The sequence below is a fragment of the Phytopseudomonas straminea genome, assembly GCF_900112645.1.
Taxonomy (GTDB): Bacteria; Pseudomonadota; Gammaproteobacteria; order Pseudomonadales; family Pseudomonadaceae; genus Aquipseudomonas; species Aquipseudomonas straminea.
This window is the reverse complement of the sequence record NZ_FOMO01000001.1, coordinates 869,117-886,850: the sequence shown is the minus strand read 5'-3', so window position 1 is coordinate 886,850 and position 17,734 is coordinate 869,117. Positions and strand designations below refer to the sequence as shown.

Sequence of the window (17,734 nt, the reverse complement as noted above, 5' to 3'; positions counted from 1 at the left end):
TTATACATAAACGGCATTAAAACTACCTTTTAAAAAAGTGCTCGCCCGCTACGTTTAAAACTTGTCGAGTTCTATCCAGTGCAACGCCGAATTGGATTTGCCTGTGCAACGCAACTCGCCAAGTTTGAAATCACGTAACTGGGAGATGCTTCATGGCAGTACAGGCGAAAGTCGCGCCTATTGGCCAGCAGGTCAGTCAGGCCAATACACAAGTGGTCAGCAACACGCTGCCACTTTCCGAAAGCAGCCATGTCGCCCTCAACATTCCTCCCGAAGCGGTAGCCCGTTATACCCGTGATGGATCCGACCTGATCGTCCAGATGCAGGACGGTGAGGTGCTACGCATCAGCAATTTCTACGCGGCGGCCGAGCAACCCAGCCAGCTCTATCTGGTCGGCGAGGAAGAGCAGTTGATGGCCGTGGATCTTTCCCAGGCCGCGGCTTCCGATGGCGTTCTGGCCGCCTCCTATGCTTCGGAGGGTACTCTCTCCGGCTTTACCTCACTGACTTCGATAGCAGGCGCTGCTGGCAGTACCTTGGGTCTGGGCACTGCTGCGATGATTGGCGGTGTAGCGGTTGCAGGCGGAGTGGTAGTGGCCGATGAGGTCAGCCGGCGCAACAATAGCACTAACAACAATGGGGGCAGCAGCGCACAACCGCCTGTGGATAACCAGCCCCCGGCGGCGGCGACCAACCTGCAGCTCAGCCAGGACAGCCGCTTCCTGACCGGTTTTGCAGAGCCCAACGCCACTGTCAGAGTGGATGTTGACGGCACGCTGTTCACGGTGGCTGCCGATGCCAACGGTCAGTTCCAGGTGCAATTTCCAGCACCGCTTACAGGCGGGCAGACCATCAGCGTGGTGGTGATAGATGCTGCAGGAAATGTCGGCCCATCGGCGTCGCTAAACGCTCCACTGGTGGTACAGCCTTCGACGGTGGAGCCCAGTGATGGCAGCCAGCTCAACGGCTCGGCAACTCCCAACGCCACTATCATCCTGATGCATCCTGACGGCCAGGAGCTGCATAGAACCACTGCCGACACGAATGGGGAATGGCGCTGGGAAGGGCCACCCGTATTGCCCCATGGAACGATTGTGGACGTGCATACCATCGCCCCTAACGGCGTGCCTCATCCGGTGATACGGGTGGTTATCGACAGCACGCCGCCAGCCCCACCGACGGTGGAAGCCAGCAATGGAACATTGCTGGTTGGCACGGCAGAGCCGGGCAGTACCGTCGCACTTACGATCGACGGGAATGCACCCGTTACAGTTACCGCAGCTGCAGACGGCACCTGGTCTTACCAACCATCCCCCGCGCTGGCCGACAACACTTCAGTCATAGTTACGGCTACCGACCGCGCTGGTAACAAGAGCGAACCCAGCGAGCTCCGGATCGACGCACAGGCTCCTGATCAGCCCGCCATCAACAACAGCAATGGCACGGTGTTCAGCGGCACCGCAGAACCAGGCAGTACCGTCATCCTGAGCAACGCCAGTGGGGTTTTCGGCCAGGCACTGGTCGATGGCAATGGCAACTGGCATTTCACTGCCAGCCCGGCGATCGCCAATGGCGGCGAGGTGAGCGTGGTGGCCCGTGACCCGGCCGGCAACACCAGCCCGCCACAAACGGTGGTTGTGGATAACGCATTGCCCAACGCGCCGGTGATCGCCACAAGCAACGGTACGGTGATTTCCGGCACGGCGGACGCCGGTAGCCTGGTCATCGTCAGCGCGAACGGCGCCGAGATTGGTCGCGCCACAGCCGGCCCCAATGGCGCCTGGTCGATCACCCCGTCTCCCGCACTGACCAACGCGACGGTCGTCACCGCCGTCGCCAGCACAGCCGCAGGCACCAGCGCCGCCACCACGCTGATCATCGATGCCGCGCAACCCCTGCCCCCCGTGGTGCAGCCGAGCAACGGCAGTGAGCTAAGCGGTACCGCCGAGCCCGGCGGCAAGATCATTCTGATCTACAGCAATGGCGACCTCATCGGCCAGACCGTGGCCGATGCCGATGGCAACTGGAATTTCATTCCCACCACACCGCTCGCCGATGGCGTCAACCTCGAAGTCGTGGTTCGCGATGCCGCTGGCAACAACAGCGACCCCGCTGCGGTGCAGATCGACCGGACACCACCTGCCGCTCCTCAGGTCGAACCCAGCAACGGCATCACGCTGAACGGCAAAGCTGAAGCAAACAGCACCGTGGTCATCACAGGTCCCGGCGGAATCCTCATTGCCGAGGTGATAGCCGACGGTAACGGTGACTGGAGCTTCACGCCCGATGCGCCTCTCGCCGATGGCACACCGCTGACAGTCATCGCGCGTGACCCGGCCGGCAACGTCAGCCCACCCAGCAATCTGGTGATAGATACCGAGGCGCCCGCAGCGCCGATACTGAACCCTACCAATGGTGTCCTGCTGAGCGGTACTGCCGAGCCGGGCAGTAAGGTGATCATTCGTATCGGCACTTCACCTGCGACCGAGGTCGAGGTGCTCGCCGATAGCAATGGAACCTGGAGCCACTCCCCCGGCGCGCCGATTGCCCATGGCATCACCATCGAGGTTAGTGCCCGAGACGCCAGCGGCAATGTAAGCGACTCCACGATTGGTAGCATCGATGCCGAGGCGCCCAACACACCGGTGATCAACCCCAGCAATGGCGGCCTGCTTAGTGGCACCGCCGAGCCTGGCAGCACCATTACCATCAGCGTACCCGGCGAGCCCGACCAGACCGCGATCACCAATGCCGACGGTATCTGGACATTCACCCCGACCGCGCCTCTCACCAACGGCACGAACGTGGCGATAACCGCGACCGACGCAGCGGGCAACCAGAGCCCTGTCGCCAGCCAGACCGTCGACGCCACATTACCGGCGAGCCCGACCATTATCCCAAGCAATGGCAGCCAGTTCAGCGGTACGGCCACGGCAGGCGCGCTGGTCGTGCTGACCGGCCCAGGAGGCGTTGCGCTGGGCCAGGTCATCGCCGACAGCAATGGCAACTGGACGATAACGCCGTCCACACCACAGCCCAATGGCACCAGTGTCAGTGCCGCCGTGGTCGTCAATGAACTGAGCAGTGCGCCAGCCACCACGGTAACCGATAACGTCGCGCCAGCCGCTCCCACGCTGCAGCCCAGCAACGGCAGCCTGCTCAGCGGAATGGCAGAAGCAGGGAGTACGGTGATTTTGACCGGGCCAGGCGGCACGGTCATTGGTCAAGCCACGGCCGATGTCCAGGGCCACTGGAGCTTTCAGCCGACCACGTCGCTGGCCAACGGCACGGTGGTAGCGGCCGTCGCCCGCGACGCCGCTGGTAACCAGAGCCCGGCAACCAGCACTACGGTGGATAGCGTTGCTCCCCAGGCACCGGTCGTAAATCCGAGCAATGGTGCACAATTGGTGGGCACCGCCGAGGCCGGAAGCACGGTGATCATCCGCGACAGCAGCGGCCGTATGATCGGCCAGACGACAGCTGACGTTGATGGCAACTGGTCACTGACCCCATCACCTGCACTGGCTGATAATGCTGCCATTACCATCGTGGCGCGCGACGCCGCCGGCAATACCAGCGTGCCAGCCAGCCTGACCATCGATGCAGCACCGCCCTCGACTCCGATCATCGAGCCGAGTAACGGGATCATCCTGCGCGGCTTTGCCGAGCCGGGCAGCATCGTCACCCTGCGCGATGCTGCCGGCAACCTGATCGCCGAAGCCACCGCAGCCGCCAACGGCACTTGGAGCACCACCCTTACCGCGCAGCTGCCGGACGGCAGCCGTGTCACGGCAACTGCGACGGATGCCACGGGCAATGTCAGCCCTGCCGCGTCCCTGACCATCGATGGTGTACCGCCGCCGGCTCCGGCGATCAACTTCAGCACCGGTGCGCAACTGAGCGGCAGTGCAGAACCTGGCAGCACGGTGATTCTGACCGGCGCCAACGGCGCGCTGATCGGCCGGGTAACAGCAGACGCAGGCGGCAACTGGTCGTTCACCCCGGCTAGCCCCTTGCTAAACGGCACCCAGGTCAACGCCGTAGCCCGCGATGCCGCCGGCAACACTAGCGCCTCCAGTAGCGTAATCACCGACAATGTCGCGCCTGCAGCGCCTACCATCACGCCCAGTAATGGCGAGCAACTCAGCGGTACCGGCGAGGCCGGCAGCCTGGTGATCATCAGCGTCGGCGGTGTGGTGGTCGGCCAGGTGCAGGTCACCGCTCAGGGCAACTGGAGCTTCACACCCGACACTCCGCTGGCCAATGGCGCCGCGGTTAGCATCGTCGCCCGTGACCCGACCGGTAACCAGAGCGCCCCGGTGGCCATAACGGTAGATGCCGTGGCGCCCAGCACGCCCACCATCGCCCCCAGCAACGGCGGCCAGCTAAGTGGCACCGCCGAGGCTGGCAGCACCGTAACTCTTACCGGGCCTGGGGGCGTCGCCATTGGCCAGACGACGGCCGACGCCAGTGGCAACTGGTCCTTCACGCCGCAGAGCCCGCTGCTCGATGGCACCCAGGTCAGCGTGGTGGCCCGCGACGCTGCCGGCAACACTAGCCAGCCCGGTAGCACCGTGGTAGATGCTCAGCCGCCCGCTACGCCTACCATCTCGCCGAGCAGCGGGTCGGGCATGTTGAGCGGCACTGCCGACCCCGACAGCACACTATTGCTGACCATCGGCAATGCCGCGCCGGTAACCGTTCAGGTCAACGCCAACGGCACCTGGAGCTACCCCATCAGCGGCCAGCTGGCCAATGGCACCCAGGTTTCCGTAATCGCCCGCGATGCGGTCGGCAACACCAGCCCGGCGGCGACCACCACCATCGACGCCCAGGCTCCCGCCGCGCCGGTAATCGACCCCAGCAACGGCACGCAGGTGACCGGCACTGCCGAAGCCGGCAGCCTGATCACCATCACCGGCCCCAATGGCTTCAGCCAGACCACAACCGCCGACGCCAATGGCAACTGGTCGATCACCCCGGCAAGTGCGCTGCCCAATGGCGCCCGGCTGACGGTGACGGCTACCGACGCCGTGGGTAATCAGAGCGCGCCGGCCAGCGTGATAGTCGATGCGACCCTGCCACCACGCCCGACCATCGAGCCCAGCAACGGTAGCGAACTCAGCGGTACCGCCCTGGCAGGCGCTACCGTGCAGCTGACCGACGGGACAGGCACCGTCATCGGGCAGGCCGTCGCCGACGGTCAGGGCAACTGGACCTTCACCCCGCAAACGCCACTGGCCAACGGCACCACGATCAACGCCACGATCACGGTGTCCGGCCTGAGCAGCGCACCGGCCTCCACGGTGATCGACAACGTTGCCCCCAGCGCGCCGACCATCGCCGCCAGCAATGGCACGCAACTCAGCGGCACCGCCGAAGTGGGTGCCACGGTGATTCTTACCGGCTCTGGCGGCGTCAGCATCGGCCAGGCGACCGCGGACGCCAATGGCAACTGGACCTTCACGCCCACACCCGCCCTGGCCGATGGCCTGGTGGTGACCGTAGTGGCGCGGGACGCCGCCGGCAACAGCAGTAGCTCGGCCACCACGACCATCGATGCACAGCCGCCGGCCACCCCGACGATCGAAGCCAGCAATGGCGTGCGGGTCACCGGCACCGCCGAAGCGGGCATTACCGTGGTCGTCACTGATGGCAGCGGCCGGGTGATCGGCCAGACCACTGCGGCGGCTGATGGAACCTGGACGCTGTCGCCCTCGCCGGCCTTGCCCAATGGCACGGTGGTCAATGCAATCGCTCGGGACACCCTCGGCAATACCAGTGCCTCGGTCAGCACCACCGTCGACACCGTGGCGCCGGTTACTCCAACCATTTCTCCCAGCAATGGCGTCGAGCTCAGCGGTACGGCAGAAGCCGGCAGCACCGTGCTGATCACCGGCCCCGGCGGTGCAACCATTGGCCAGGTAACCGCCAACGCGGCGGGGAACTGGAGCTTCAAACCCTCGCAGGCCCTCACTGACGGCACCGAGGTCACGGTGGTATCACGCGATGCCGCCGGCAACACCAGCCCATCCGCCAGCACCGTGATCGATGCCCAGGTGCCGGAACATCCGACCATCAATCCGAGCAATGGCGTCTCGCTGAGCGGTACGGCGGAAGCCGGGGCCACCATCGTCCTCACCGGAGCCGGAGGTGTGCCGATCAACACCGGTACCATTACGGCCGATGCCGACGGAAAATGGAGTGTCACCTTGAACCCGGCCTTGCCTGACGGCAGCCTGGTCACCGTGATCGCCCGCGATAATCTGGGCAACGAAAGCGCCCCGGCGAGCATCCTGATCGACGCTATCGCGCCACCCGCACCGGTGATCGCGCCGAGCAACGGCCTGGTCATCACCGGTACCGCCGAAGCAGGCAGCATGGTAACCGTCAGTGCAGACGGCACTGTCATCGGCACGGCGCAGGCCGGTACTAATGGCAGCTGGACGCTCACCCCGAACACGCCAGTAGCCAACGGTGTCAGCCTTACCGCGACGGCAACCGATGCCGCGAATAACGTGAGCACGCCATCTTCAGCGATCATCGTCGATAACCAGGCGCCGCCACGGCCAACCATCGAGCCCAGCAATGGCATCGTTCTCGGCGGCACTGCCGAAGCGGGGAGCACGGTCATCATCACCGGTACAGGCGGCGTCGCCATTGGTCAGGCAGTGGCCGACGGCGATGGCAACTGGTCTTTCGTGCCGCCCGTGGCACTCACCAACAATACCCAGATCAGCGTGGTGGCCCGGGATACGGCCGGCAACACCAGCCCGGCGGCAAGCCTGGTGATCGACACCGTACCGCCTGCCGCCCCAACTGTTCAGCCGAGCAATGGCGTGCTGCTCGGCGGCACGGCCGAAGCGGGCAGCACGGTGATCATCACCGGTCCGGGCGGCGTGGTCGTTGGCGAGGCAGCAGTGAACGCGGGGGGAGCCTGGACCTTCCCTGTAGATATACCCTTGCAGCATGGCGCCGTGATCAGCGTCAGCGCCCGCGATGCGGCCGGCAATACCGGCCCGGCCACCGCCATCACTATCGATGCAGTCGCCCCCGCCATACCAACCATCGAGGCCACCAACGGTTCAGCTTTGCGCGGTACCGCCGAGGCGGGCAGCACGGTAACGCTAACCGTCAATGGCAACACCATCGCCACCCTGACCGCTGACAGCAGCGGTGATTGGAGCTTCACGCCGGGCACCAGCCTGGCCGATGGCGTATTGGTCACTGTGCAGGCACGGGATGCGGCCGGCAACCAGAGCCCCATTGCCAGCACGAGGGTGGATAACCTCGCTCCACCTGCGCCGGTGATCGCGGCCAGCAACGGCAGCGAGCTGAGCGGTACTGCCGAGGCCGGTAGCACTATACGGTTGAGTGTGGCGGGCGTGCTGATCGCCACGGTGGCCGTGGACGCCAATGGCAACTGGCATTACAAGCCGGCGCTGCCGCTGGCAGACGACACCCTCGTCACGGTGGTTGCCGTGGATGCGGCCGGCAACGTGAGCAATCCGGCCAGCGTGACCGTGGACGACAGGGTGCCGAATCTGCCCGAGGTGCTACCCAGCAATGGCAGCCTGCTCAGTGGTACGGCTGAACCGGGCAGTACCGTGACCATCCGCATTGCGGGTCAGGCAGACGTGCAGGTCAACGCCGATGCCACCACTGGCGCCTGGTCACAGACCTTTTCACCCGCCATCCCCAACGGCACCTCGGTCAGCATCACCGCTACCGATGCCACCAATAACGTCAGCGCGCCGGCCATCGTGGTGATCGACGGCCTGGCACCTGCGCTCCCCACCATCGCGCCCAGCAACGGCACCGTGCTGAGCGGCACGGCCGAAGCGGGCAGCACGGTGATTCTTACCGGAGCGGGCGGCGCCACTATCGGCCAGACGATCGCCGATGCTCAGGGCAACTGGAGCCATACGCCTCCGACCCCGCTGACCAATGGCACGCAGGTAAGCGTGGTAGCACGCGATGCTGCCGGTAATATCAGCCCATCCACCAATACGATCATCGATAACGTGGCCCCTGCCGCCCCAACTATCCAGGCCAGCAACGGCGTGGTGCTGACGGGTACGGCCGAAGCCAACAGCACGGTAATTCTTACCGGCCCTGGCGGCATCCGCATCGGTACGGCGACCACTGACAGCGCCGGCAACTGGACCTACACACCGAGCCCCGCCCTGGCCAATGGCGTGGTGGTGACCGCAGTCGCCCGCGATGCGGCCGGCAATACCAGCACCTCGGTCAGCACCACGGTCGATGCCATTGCGCCCAGCGCGCCCACCATTCAACCAAGCAACGGCACCGCGCTAAGCGGTACCGCCGAGGTCGGCAGCACGGTTACCGTTACCGGCCCCGGCGGCAATGTGATAGGCCAAACGACCACCACTGCCAACGGCAACTGGACCATTACGCCAACAGAAACGCTGACCAACGGCGCCGTTGTCACCGCCGTTGCCCGCGATGCAGCCGGCAATATCAGCGCTTCGACCAGCACCACCATCGATACCGTGGCGCCCAACGCGCCCACCATCCAGCCCAGCCGGGGTACGGTGCTCACGGGTACGGCCGAGGCTGGCAGCACGATCATCCTTACCGATGGTAATGGCGCGCAGATCGGCACCACCACCGCTGCCGCCAATGGCACCTGGAGCTTCACACCCGCGGCGCAACTGGCTAACGGCACCGTGGTAAATGCCGTGGCGCGTGACGCGGCAGGTAATACCAGTGGTTCGACCAGCACCTTGGTCGACAGCCAGGCGCCGAGCGCCCCCAGCAATCTGTTCGTCAGCGCTGACGGAACCCTGCTCACCGGGAACGCCGAAGCGGGCAGCCAGGTGCGTATCGTGGTCAATGGCAACGTAGCCAGCCCGATCACCGTGACCGCCACTGCAGCAGGCACCTTCGCAGCGGTTCTGATTCCAGCCTTGGTGGCGGGCCAGCCGATCAGCGTGACGGCCACCGATGTGGCCGGCAACGTCAGCATCTCGGCAGGCACCAACGCGCCTAACCTGTCGGCACCGATCATCAACGTGCCGGAGGCGCTCGACACCTACATCAACGCGGCCGAGGCCGCCGACGGCATCCAGGTGCTCGTCGGGTTGGCCACCGGGGTGCGCGCTGGCGACACGGTCACGCTGACCTACACCGGCACCGGCGGCTACACCTTCAATCAGAGCCACACCGTAACAGCGGCCGAGGCCACTGCAGGCGCCGCTGTGGTTTCCGTACTGCCACCAGGCGGCAGTTTTCCACAGGGTGCTGCGTCGGTTACCGCGCATATCAACAACGGCGCCAATTCCCAGGCCGTGAATTTCACGGTCGACACCATCGCCCCTACCTCACCGGTGCTGAGCTTGACTGGCAACCTACTTACCATCTCCAGCGAGCCGAATAGCCAACTGACCGTGCGTATCGACTTGGGCGGCACTGTCGCCACCGCCACGGTCACGGCCAACAATGCCGGGCTGGCCTCAGTGAACCTGCTCAGCGGGCTGAATATCGGCCTGACCTGGGACCAGCTGCTCAGCGCCCAGGTGACAGTGTCTGCCCGGGACCAGGCCGGCAACCAGAGTAACCTGGCCTCTTTGGGCCTGGGCGCCAGCCTGCTGCAGCAACCGATCACTCTCGGCAACCTCGCCGTGGATGCCAACCTGAGCGTACTCAACCTGTCAGCCGCGCGGCTCGGCATCAGCGGCAAGACCGTTGCCGGCGCCGCCCTGGCAGTCGAAGTGCTGACCCCGGCGGGCTATATCGGCCTTGCGCCCTTGGCGGCCGACGCCAACGGCAACTTCTCCATCAACCTGCTCAGCCCCAGTGTGCTCAGCCAGCTCGGTCTGTCGGTCAGCCAGGTTCTCAATCTGGGGGCCGACCTCGCACTGCGTATCACCGCGACATCGGGCAGCAAGACCAGCGGCCTGTACACCGTGGATCTGGATCCATCGGGCCTGCTCGGCCTGGCCATCGGTACCGTGCGCGTCGATGGCACGGCTGCCGACGACGTTCTTTCCGGCAGTGCCACCATCGCCAACGAGCAGATCTTCGCCGGTAACGGCAATGACCTGATCCTCAACGTGGGCGCCGGTGATCGCGTGGATGCTGGAGCCGGTAACGACACCATCCAGATCCGCGCCACCAATTTCGGCAGCGTCAACGGTGGTGCAGGCTTCGACACCGTACTGTTCGACGGCGGTATCGACATCAACTACGGCGCTGCCGGCATCGGCACGCTGAGCAATATCGAGCGCATCGACCTCGGCACCGGTGACTCGGGCAGCACCCTGACGCTGACCGCCGCAGCGGTGGCGTCCATCACCGATGCCAACAACATCCTGCAGATTACCGGGGAGAGCAACGACACCCTGCGGGTCAGCAGCAGTGCCTTGAAGACAGGCACGCAGGCGATTGATGGCATCGTCTACGACGTCTATACCTACGGGAACACCACGCTGCTGGTGGAAGAAAACACGGTACAGGTTGTGGTCAGTTGATAGGGAATTCGTCGTACCGCATGCACATGTCTCATTGTCGATGGGCAGCGCGCCTGGCATTCACACTCTGCCTGCCCGCCTCTGCTCTGGCCATGCCGCTGGACCAGGCCGTGCGCAACGGCCTGGCTATTCACCCTCAGGTGCGCGCCGCGGTAGCGGAGGCGGCCCGCGCCGAGACCGAAGTGAAGATTGCCAAGGGGGGTTATTACCCGTCGTTATCGATGTCCGGCGGGCCGCAGGAGTTCGATATTGGCGAGACCGTCTATGATGTCACCGTCTCGCAGATGCTCTATGACTGGGGCCGCGTCGACAGCCAAGTCGACAGCGCCAAGGCGACCCAACGCCAGCTCTCGGCCACCGCCGAAGTCACCCGTGAAGACGCTGCGCTGGACATCGTCGAAACCTATCTGGACGTGCTGGTCGCCCAGCGCCGTATCGAGGCGGTGCGCCGGCACATTCGCCTGCTCGACGACATCCGTGGGATGACCGAAGCACGGGGCGCCGACGGCTATTCGGATCGCAGCGAGCAGGATCGTGCCGGCCTGGAAATCGCCCGCGCCCAGGAGCAACTGGCCCTGGAAAAAGGCGCCCTGCTGGATGCCGGCAACCAGTTCGCGCTGCTCGTCGGGGCACCAGCGGAAGGCTTGGCCGAACCACGCCCACAGTCCATGCAGCGCTATCTGGCTACCCGCGATTTACCGCGGCTGATTACCGGCTCGCCGCTCTATCAGCGCGCAATGGAAGACACCAACCTGGCTCAGGCCGAGTTGCGCGGCACCAAGGCGGCGCTGCTACCGCAACTGAATCTGGAAGCCTCAGCCACACGCAGAGAGATCGGCGGGCGCCTGCAGAACGATTCGATGGTCAACCTGCGCCTGCGCATGGACACCATCCAGGGCCTGTCCAACTTCCAGCGCCCCACCGCTGCCGCACAGCGCCTGGAGTCCGCGAGCTGGGGCCAGGATGCCATCCAGCGCGACATTCGCCGACAGCTGCAGAGCCTGTTCGACATAGGCGATTCGCTGCTCTGGCGCGAGCATGCGCTGGCTGTGCAGGTACGTGATTCCGAGCAGGTCGGCGGCCTGTACCGGGAGCAGTTCGAAGTGGGCCGCCGCGACGTGATCGACCTGCTCACCGTGCAGCGCGAGCGTTTCGAAGCCGAGCGCCAGCTGATCGTCCTGCAGGTCGAGCGCCTGCGCCTGGAATACCGCGCCGCCGCGCAGATCGGCCTACTCGGCCCCTTGCTGGAGAACGGCCTGAATGGATCCTGACACGTTGACTACGCCGGGCAAGAACCATGACCCGCTGCGCCAGGGCCTGGTGCTGCTGTGCCGGCAGCTCGGCCGCCCGGTGACCGACGCCGAGATGGCCGACGGTATCGCCCTCGAACAGGGCCGACTGCCGCTGCGCATGGTGCCGCGCGCCCTGCGCCGCGCCGATATCGTCGCCCAGGTCACCGAGGAAAAACTGCAGCGCATCGACGGCTACCTGCTGCCGGCACTGCTGCTGCTCAAGGACGGGCGTTGCGTGGTGCTGGTTAGCCAACAGAGCGAGCAGGCCGAGATCCTCGTGCCGCACAGTGACGGCGGTGTGCAGCAGTTACCGGTAGCCGATCTCGATTCGCTGTATAGCGGCATGGCGGTATTCGCCAAGTGCCGCTATCGGCCGGACGGCCGAGCCGAAGAGTTCGCCAGGCCGACCCACGAGCACTGGTTCTACGGTGCACTCAAGCGCCTACGGCGCTCCTATGTGGAAGTGGCCGTGGCGGCTTTCATCGCCAACCTGCTAGCCATCGCCGCCGCCCTGTTCGCCATGCAGGTCTATGACCGCGTGGTGCCCAACGCGGCCTTCGGCACGCTGTGGGTGCTGGCCAGCGGCGTGGCCCTGGCCATCGTGCTGGAAAGCCTGTTGCGCGGGTTGCGCGCCCACCTGCTTACCACCCTGGGCAAGCGCCTGGATCTGCAGCTGTCATCATTGCTGTTCGAGCGCGTGCTCAACACCCGCCTGGGCGCCAAGCCGGCGTCGGTCGGGGCTTTCAGTACGCAGATACGCGAGTTCGAATCGGTGCGCGAATTTTTCACTTCATCGAGCGCGGCGGTGATCAGCGACCTGCCGTTCGTGTTCATCTTCCTGTTGATCATCGCCCTGATCGGCGGTCATGTGGTCTGGGTGCCGGTGGTCGCTGCCGTGCTGATGATCCTCCCCGGCCTGCTCGCCCAGGGCCGCCTGGCGCGTTTGTCGCGCCAGAACCTGCGCGAGGGGTCGGTGAAGAACGGCATCCTGCTCGAATCCATCGAACACCTGGAAACGGTCAAGGCCAGCCGCGCCGAAGGCCGTTGCATGCACCTGTGGGAAACCCTCACCGCGCAGCTCGCCGGCAGTGCGATGAAGACCCAGAGCCTGACCTCGACGCTCAGCTACGGGGTCAGCACCGTGCAGCAGCTGTGCTACGTGGGCGTGGTAGTGTTCGGCGTGTACCGCATCAGCGACGGGTATCTGAGTATGGGCGCATTGGTCGCCTGCTCGATCCTGGCGGCGCGCACCATCGCGCCGCTGTCGCAGATCGCCGGCATTCTCGGCCGCTGGCAACACACCAAGGTCGCCCTCGAGGGCCTCGACCAGTTGATGAGCGGCCCGGTCGAGCGCCCGGCCGGGCAGCGTTTCGTGCGCAAGGAACAGCTGGCCGGCGACTATCGCCTTGAGCAACTGCGTCTCGCCCATGACGATGCGCCACCTATCGTCGACATCAACGTCCTGAGCATCCGCGCCGGAGAACGGGTCGCCCTGCTGGGTGGCAACGGCGCTGGCAAATCCACCCTGCTGCGCCTGCTCGCCGGGTTGCTAGACCCCAGTGCCGGGCGGGTGATGGTCGACGACATCAGCCTGACCCAGATCGACCCCGCCGACCGCCGCCGGCATATCGGCTATCTGCCCCAGGACATCGCGCTGTTCTACGGCACCCTGCGCGACAACCTCAATCTGGAAGGCGCGGCGGTCAGCGACGAGGAGCTGTTCGAAGCCCTCGACGGCGTCGGCCTCGGCGCCTGGGTGCGCAGCCATCCGCTGGGCCTGGACCTGCCCATCCAGGGCAATGCCAGTCTGTCCGGTGGCCAGCGCCAGGCGGTCGGGCTGGTGCGCGTGCTGGTGCAGGACTCGCCCATCGTACTGCTCGACGAGCCGACCTCGTCCTTCGACCAGACCAGCGAGAAGAACGTGGTCGAGTACTTGCAGCACTGGGTCAGCGGGCGCACCCTGATACTGGTGACCCACAAGAAGGTCATGCTCTCGCTGGTCGAGCGTGCGGTGGTGATGCGCCAGGGTCGGGTGATCATGGATGGCGCCCTGGATCAGGTGGTGCAGGACAACGTGGTGAACGCGTCGCAGGAGCCGCGGGGAGGCAACCATGCCGTCCAATGACCGCCTGCGCCGGCAGCTCGACGATCCCCTGCTGAGCGCCACCCATCCGTTGTTCCGGCCCTTGCTGTGGACGGTGCTGGCCACCGTGTTGCTGTTCATCGGTTGGGCCGCCTGGGCCGAGCTCGATGAAGTGACCCGTGGCGACGGTCGCGTGGTGCCCTTTACCCGCATCCAGAAGATCCAGAGCCTGGAGGGCGGAATCCTCGACCGCTTGCTGGTCGGCGAAGGCGATCTGGTCGAGGTCGGTCAGCCGCTGGTGCGCCTCGACGAGACGCGCTTTCGCACCTCGTTTCAGGAATCAGCCAACCAATCGGCGGCCCTGCGCGCCACCATCGCGCGCCTGGATGCCGAAGTGCTGGGCAAGGAGCGCATCGACTTTGCCGAGGACATCGACCCGACCAGCCCCCTCGCGCGCTCAGAGCAGGAGTTGTTCAAGTCGCGGCGCGACAAGCTGCAGGACGGCGTCAGCGCCATCAACCGGCAGATCCGCCTGGCGCAGCAGCAGCTCAACCTGGTCGAGCCACTGGTAGCCAAGCGCGCCGTGAGCCAGATGGAAGCGCTCAAGCTCAGCCAGGAGATCGCCACGCTCAACGGCAAACTCAGCGAACTGCGCAGCAGCTATTTCCAGGATGCCTACACCGAGCGGCAGAGCAAGAAGAGCGAACTCAGCGCCCTGGAGCCCATCGTCGCGCAGCGCCAAGATCAACTGCGCCGCACCGAGATCCTGTCGCCGGTGCGCGGCCGGGTGAACACCGTGTTGATCAACACCCGCGGCGGGGTAATCCAGCCCGGCGAGCCGATCATGGAAGTAATCCCGGTCGAGGATCAGTTGCTCATCGAAGCCCGTATCAAACCCCGCGACGTCGCCTTTCTGGTACCGGGCATGCCAACCAAGGTGAAGATCACCGCCTACGACTACAGCATCTACGGGTACCTGACCGGCACCCTCGAACAGATCAGCGCGGACACCATTTTCGAGGAAACGGCCCAGGGCAAAGAGTTCTACTACGAGGTACTGATCAAGACCGACGGCAGCCAGCTCAAGCGCCGCGACGAAATCCTGCCGATCATCCCTGGCATGGTCGCCGAAGTGGACATTCTCAGCGGCAAGCGCACGGTGATGAACTACCTGCTCAGGCCGTTGCTCAAGGCACAGCTTTATTAAGCTTTGATCAACGCCCCGGATTAATGAGCGATGGAGAGTCGCCGGCGCATGCTTCAAAGCCACTGACACGTTCATCACGCTGAGTATTTGGCTAGCGCGGATTTATCCACAGGACTGTCACCCTTACCCCCGGCGCCTTCGCTGGGCACCAGCGTCGCCGACACTTATACAGTTGAGGAGTCCGTTGCCAGTCCAAGACAACCAGCCGTCATACAACAACGCAATTTCATCGCACGCACCATGGGCTGCACATTTGCCCGCGACGCGGCCGCAACCGTGTCGATGCCAGCGTTTAGTGGACCATCGTGGCCATCCTGCGGTTGCTGTGGATAACCATCCCCAGCCTGCCGAGGATAACGGCATGGTGGTCATCCGTGGTGCCACCACCGTCACCCTCTGAGCAGCTTCAGGTCAGGCGCCGATCACACCGCCGTCATCGCGGCTGATGACCACCACCGTCGAGCGGGGATGAACGCCGGCCTGGTGATCCGGGAAGCTCGAACCGCCCTCCTCACCTGGGTGTTGAATGCCTACGAACATGCTCTTGTAGTCCGGCGAGAAGGCCAGGCCGGTTACCTCGCAGCCCACCGGGCCGACCATGAAACGCCGGATCTCGCCGGATTGCGGGTCGGCGCAGAGCATCTGGTTGTTGCCCATGCCGGCGTAGTCGCCCTTGTTGCTGTACTTGCCGTCGGTCAGGATCCACAAGCGGCCACCCTCGTCGAAGCCGACGCCATCCGGGCTGTTGAACATGTTGTCGGCGTTGACCGCGTGGCTGCCCGCCTGGGGCGTGCCGGCATGCACCACCGGGTTACCGGCGACCACGAACAAGTCCCACTGGAAATCCAGGGCGGCGGCATCGTCGCCATGCTCGCGCCAGCGCAGAATCTGCCCGTACAGGTTGTTGGCACGCGGGTTCGGACCGCCGACTGGTTGGCCAGGCTCGCCGCGCTTGCTGTTGTTGGTGAGGGTGCAATAGACCTGGCCATCCTTCGGGCTGACGGTAATCCACTCGGGGCGATCCATGCGCGTGGCACCGACCTGCGTGCCAGCCTGGCGCGCACGAATCACCACTTCGGCCTGGCTGGCAAAGCCTTTATCGGCAGTCAGCCCATTTTTCCCTGCCGTCAGCTCGATCCACAGACCACGGCCTTTGGGGTGATCGGCATCGCCGTTGCCCTCGTCGAAACGCGCCACATAGAGCGTGCCCTGATCGAGGATATGGCGGTTGGCCTTGGGGTTATCGCGGTCCAGGCGGTCGCGGGTGATGAACTTGTAGATGAACTCGCCGCGTTCGTCGTCGCCCATGTACACCACCACGCGGCCATCACGGGTGGTGGTCAGCGCTGCATTCTCGTGCTTGAAGCGGCCCAGAGCAGTGCGCTTGATCGGCTTGGCTTGCGGGTCGAACGGGTCGATCTCGACGATCCAGCCGTGGCGGTTCAGTTCGTTGGGGTTCTTGGCAATGTCGAACCGCGGGTCGAAGCGGTGCCACTCGTTCTCGGCACTGGCATGCAGCACGCTGAAACGCTTCTGATCCGGGGTGAACTGCAGGTTGGCGTCGCTGCTGCCAAAGCAGTCGCTGAAGTTCTCTTCGCAGGTCAGGTAAGTGCCCCAGGGTGTCTGGCCGCTGGAGCAGTTCTGGAAGGTGCCCAGCACCTCGACACCGAGCGGGTCGGCTTTGGTCTTGAGCAGGTCATGGCCGCGAGCCGGGCCGCTCACCTCTATCGGTAGGTTGCCATGCACCCGACGGTTGTACGGCGAGCCTTGCACAAAGGCCCAACCGCTCGCACCACTGCGTACTTCGATCACCGTCACGCCCTCGGCGTTCTGCGCCTTGCGCACGTCCTCGGCGGATTTCGGCAGGCCTCCATGGGCCAGCAGGTAGCGATAATTCACGTACTCATTATTGATAGCCATCAGCGCGCGATCGGGGTCGCCCGGCCACGGGAAGAAGCTCATGCCATCGTTGTTGTCGCCGAACTGCAGCAGTTGCTCGGCCGCGGTGTTGCTGCCATCCCCCTTGAAGGTTGGCCCGCCATTTTGCAACGGCTGACCCCAGCTGATTAGCGGGCGGAACGAATAACCGGCCGGCAGGGTGATGGTATCGGCGGTAGATGCTGGCAGGTTGCTGAAACCCAGCAGCGGGCTGGCAATGGTGGCGCCTATCGAATCAGCCAGCACGCTGCGACTCAGCAACCCGCCACCCAAAAACAGCGCCGCGCCGGTCAGCGCCCCGGCGCCGATGAAGCGGCGGCGAGAAAGGGTCAGGCGTTCGAGGTCAGTCAATTGATCGTCATGCATCACGGCGCTCCTGCGTTCTTCTGATGCGCAGGCACGCTAGGCAAATAAGATGACGATTGGATGACGAACATACCTAGCCTGGCTTCAAGCGAGGTTGTGCACTAAATAGCGACTATTCACAATTCTCGGGGTCGAGTCTGTGGATAAGCTGGTAGCGGGCTTTTAAATCCTTAGCGCCACGGCCATTACGGAGGGATGTTCATTATTTGAACAGCTTCAGTTCCTTATGCACAGATACCTTGGATAAAAACCTTTATCACCTGTGGATAGAACGCTGTAAGCCAGTAAAAATACTGCCTTCGCTGAGTCTGATTATTTCTTGAACAGCACTGTTAGATCATCACACCGACAA

5 protein-coding genes are annotated in these 17,734 nt (G+C 64.4%); 4 read left to right on the top strand and 1 reads right to left on the bottom strand.

Features of this window, described 5'->3' with window-relative positions; all coding sequences use genetic code 11:
* The first annotated feature begins 152 nt into the window (after positions 1 to 152).
* The 4 genes from BM279_RS03990 to BM279_RS03975 are packed head-to-tail and all read left to right on the top strand — an operon-like array spanning position 153 to position 15,078.
* Positions 153 to 10,496: an Ig-like domain-containing protein gene (locus BM279_RS03990; RefSeq protein WP_093501117.1), complete on the top strand. Its 10,344-nt coding sequence runs from the start codon at positions 153 to 155 to the stop codon at positions 10,494 to 10,496.
* A 20-nt stretch (positions 10,497 to 10,516) separates the two neighbouring features.
* Positions 10,517 to 11,767 carry a TolC family protein gene (locus BM279_RS03985; RefSeq protein ID WP_093501115.1) on the top strand — a complete coding sequence of 417 codons (1,251 nt, stop codon included), beginning with the start codon at positions 10,517 to 10,519 and terminating at the stop codon, positions 11,765 to 11,767.
* Positions 11,757 to 13,913: a type I secretion system permease/ATPase gene (locus tag BM279_RS03980; RefSeq protein WP_093501113.1), complete on the top strand. Its 2,157-nt coding sequence runs from the start codon at positions 11,757 to 11,759 to the stop codon at positions 13,911 to 13,913. Before BM279_RS03985 ends, BM279_RS03980 begins: the two co-directional genes overlap by 11 nt.
* On the top strand, positions 13,900 to 15,078 hold the full coding sequence (locus BM279_RS03975; RefSeq protein WP_093501111.1) for a beta-barrel domain-containing protein: 1,179 nt from the start codon (positions 13,900 to 13,902) through the stop codon (positions 15,076 to 15,078). The genes BM279_RS03980 and BM279_RS03975 overlap by 14 nt, the downstream gene beginning before the upstream one ends.
* 411 nt (positions 15,079 to 15,489) lie before the next feature.
* Here the strand turns inward: BM279_RS03975 and BM279_RS03970 are convergent, their stop codons facing one another.
* Positions 15,490 to 17,382, bottom strand: coding sequence for a PhoX family protein (locus BM279_RS03970; protein ID WP_093501109.1), 1,893 nt, complete (start codon positions 17,380 to 17,382; stop codon positions 15,490 to 15,492).
* Positions 17,383 to 17,734: the final 352 nt, after the last annotated feature.